The sequence below is a fragment of the Pseudomonadota bacterium genome, assembly GCA_016195085.1.
Lineage (GTDB): Bacteria > Pseudomonadota > Alphaproteobacteria > SHVZ01 > SHVZ01 > JACQAG01.
In genome coordinates, this window is the sequence record JACQAG010000021.1 from 1 (window position 1) to 1,905 (window position 1,905).

A 1,905-nucleotide genomic window follows, 5' to 3' on the forward strand; every position below is an offset into this window, starting at 1 on the left:
ACTGATGCGCGCGGCCCTGGAGGCCGGGGTCAGCGCCTACGTGGTGGACGGCTTGTCGGTGGAGCGCGTGCGGCCGATCGTGGAGGTGGCGCTGGCGCGCTTCGAGCAGTGGCAGGCGCTGCGCCGCGAGCTGGACCAGGCGCAGACGAACCTGGCGGAACGCAAGCTGATCGAGCGTGCCAAGGGCATCGTCATGAAGCAGCGGCGCTGCACCGAGGACGAGGCGTATGCACTGTTGCGCAAGCTGGCGATGGACCGCAACCAGCGTCTCGCGCAGGTGGCGGAGAGCGTGATCACCATGGCGGAGCTGCTGACGTAAGGAATGCATGACCTTCTCTCAACGAGAGAGGGTTGATTGAAAGATTCATCACCGGACGGCCCAACGACGGACTGATCGGAAACAGATTGAGGCGGGTCGAGCGGCCCGCCCCTGAAATGCCAGGTCGCGCGATACCGCGCGGTCTGGGGGCAACGGCGCCCTGGTCACCGGGTTTTATCCCGGCCGACCGGGCGCCGTTTTTATTTTTGCAATGAAGGAGACAGACATGAGTGACGAGAGCAAGACCAGGCCGATGACCGAATCCGCAAGCCTCCATGCTGCCGGCGCTGCGCGCCGCGATTTCCTCAAAACCAGCCTCGCCGCCGGGCTCGGGGCCGCGGGCATTCTGGGCATGGTGCCGGCCGGCGTGCGCAGCGCCGCCTGGGCCGCCGGAACGGACGCGCCGGAGAAGCCGGAGGTGAAGATCGGCTTCATTCCGCTCACCGACTGCGCCAGTGTGGTGATCGCCTCGGAACTGGGTTTCGACAGGAAATACGGCATCAAGATCACCCCCAGCAAGGAAGCGAGCTGGGCGGCGGTGCGCGACAAACTGGTGAACGGCGAGCTCGACGCCGCGCACGTGCTCTATGGCCTGATCTACGGCGTGCAGCTCGGCATCGGCGGGCCGAAGAAGGACATGGCCGTGCTCATGGGTCTCAACCACAACGGGCAGGCGATCACGCTTTCCAACCAGCTCAAGGACAAGGGCGCGACCGACGGCGCCAAGCTCAAGGCGCTCATCGACAAGGAGAAGCGCGATTACACCTTCGCCCAGACATTCCCGACCGGCACCCACGCGATGGAGATTTATTACTGGCTCGCGACCTACGGCATCAATCCCATGGCCGACGTCAAGACCATCGTCGTGCCGCCGCCGCAGATGGTGGCCAACATGCGCGTCGGCAACATGGACGGCTTCTGCGTCGGCGAACCCTGGGGCGCGCGCGCCATCTACGACAAGATCGGCTTCACCGCCATCACCACCCAGGAACTCTGGAAGGACCATCCGGAGAAGGTGCTCGGCACGAGCCTCGAATTCGTGCAGAAGTATCCGAACACCACGCGCGCGATGATGGCGGCGGTGCTCGAGGCCTCGAAGTTCATCGACGCCACGGCCAACCGCGCCAAGGTGGCGCAAATCATTTCCAGCAAGTCCTACGTGAATGCGCCGGAAGAAGTGATCCTCGGGCGGTTCCTGGGCAACTACGACAACGGCAACGGCAAGGTGTGGAAGGACGCCAATTACATGAAATTTTACAACGACGGTTTCGTGAACTTCCCGCACCTGTCGGACGGCATGTGGTTCCTGACCCAGCACAAGCGCTGGGGCCTGCTCAAGGAAGATCCGGATTACCTGGCCGTGGCCAAACAGGTGAACCAGATCGAGCTGTACAAGCAGGTCGCCGCACAGGTCAAGGTGCGTGTACCGGCCAGCCCGATGCGCACCAGCAAGCTCATCGACGGCGTGGTGTGGGACGGCAAGGACCCGAAGGCCTATGCCGCCGGATTCAAGATCAAGGTGTAAGCGAACGGAGGGCGTGTCATGTCGGTCGTGAAAATCAGAACCAAGGAAGCCGCACCGGAAA

Annotated in this window: 2 protein-coding genes; both read left to right on the forward strand. The window is 63.4% G+C overall.

The genetic code is table 11. The features are described from left to right. On the forward strand, positions 1-319 hold a 319-nt coding region (locus HY058_05680), incomplete at its 5' end, for an ANTAR domain-containing protein (protein MBI3496773.1). Between the two features lie 211 nt (positions 320-530). Beyond that, positions 531-1,844 (forward strand): ABC transporter substrate-binding protein, encoded by a 1,314-nt coding sequence (locus tag HY058_05685; protein MBI3496774.1) that lies wholly within the window; start codon positions 531-533, stop codon positions 1,842-1,844. Positions 1,845-1,905: the final 61 nt, after the last annotated feature.